The following is a 583-nucleotide window of genomic DNA, read 5'->3' as shown; positions in this document are numbered from 1 at the left end:
TGAACTGCTCCCCAATTGTTAGACACATCTAACAATTGGAGGAGCAGTTTTTATATGGCTAAATATACATCAGAAGAAAAATTACAAGCAGTTCTACGCTACATAGAAGGTAAAGAAAGTTCACATGAAATTGCTAGATTAATTGGAACAGATCACAAAGCGATTCTTAATTGGGTGAAACAATATGAGTATAACGGCGTAGAAGCGTTTATAAAACGATATACAAATTATTCGGCACAGTTTAAACTAGACGTACTAAACTATATGATTGAAAACGGTACGTCCTTACTTGAAACGGCAGCTATCTTTAATATAGCTACTCCTTCTACACTTCGTTTTTGGAAAAAACAATTTGAAACAAAAGGATTCGATGCCCTTCAATCAAAGAAAAAGGGGCGTCCATCCATGAAAAAAGAAACAAATAAACAACCAAAACAAGCACCAGTAGAAGGCTCACCAGAAGCACTTCAAGCAGAAATCAATCGTCTACGTATGGAAAACGAATATTTAAAAAAGTTAAACGCCTTAGTTCAAGCCAAGGAAAAATCACCAAAGAAGACAAAGTAAACGTCATCTATGAATT

Annotated in this window: 1 pseudogene; it reads left to right on the top strand. The window is 35.0% G+C overall.

The annotated features are described in order from the left end of the window. Positions 1-54: 54 nt before the first annotated feature. A pseudogene (locus tag CD31_RS00100) lies at positions 55-583 on the top strand (helix-turn-helix domain-containing protein); the annotation flags it as partial.

The organism is Lysinibacillus boronitolerans JCM 21713 = 10a = NBRC 103108 (genome assembly GCF_000772935.1).
Lineage (GTDB): Bacteria > Bacillota > Bacilli > Bacillales_A > Planococcaceae > Lysinibacillus > Lysinibacillus boronitolerans.
This window is presented reverse-complemented; position numbering and strand designations above follow the sequence as displayed.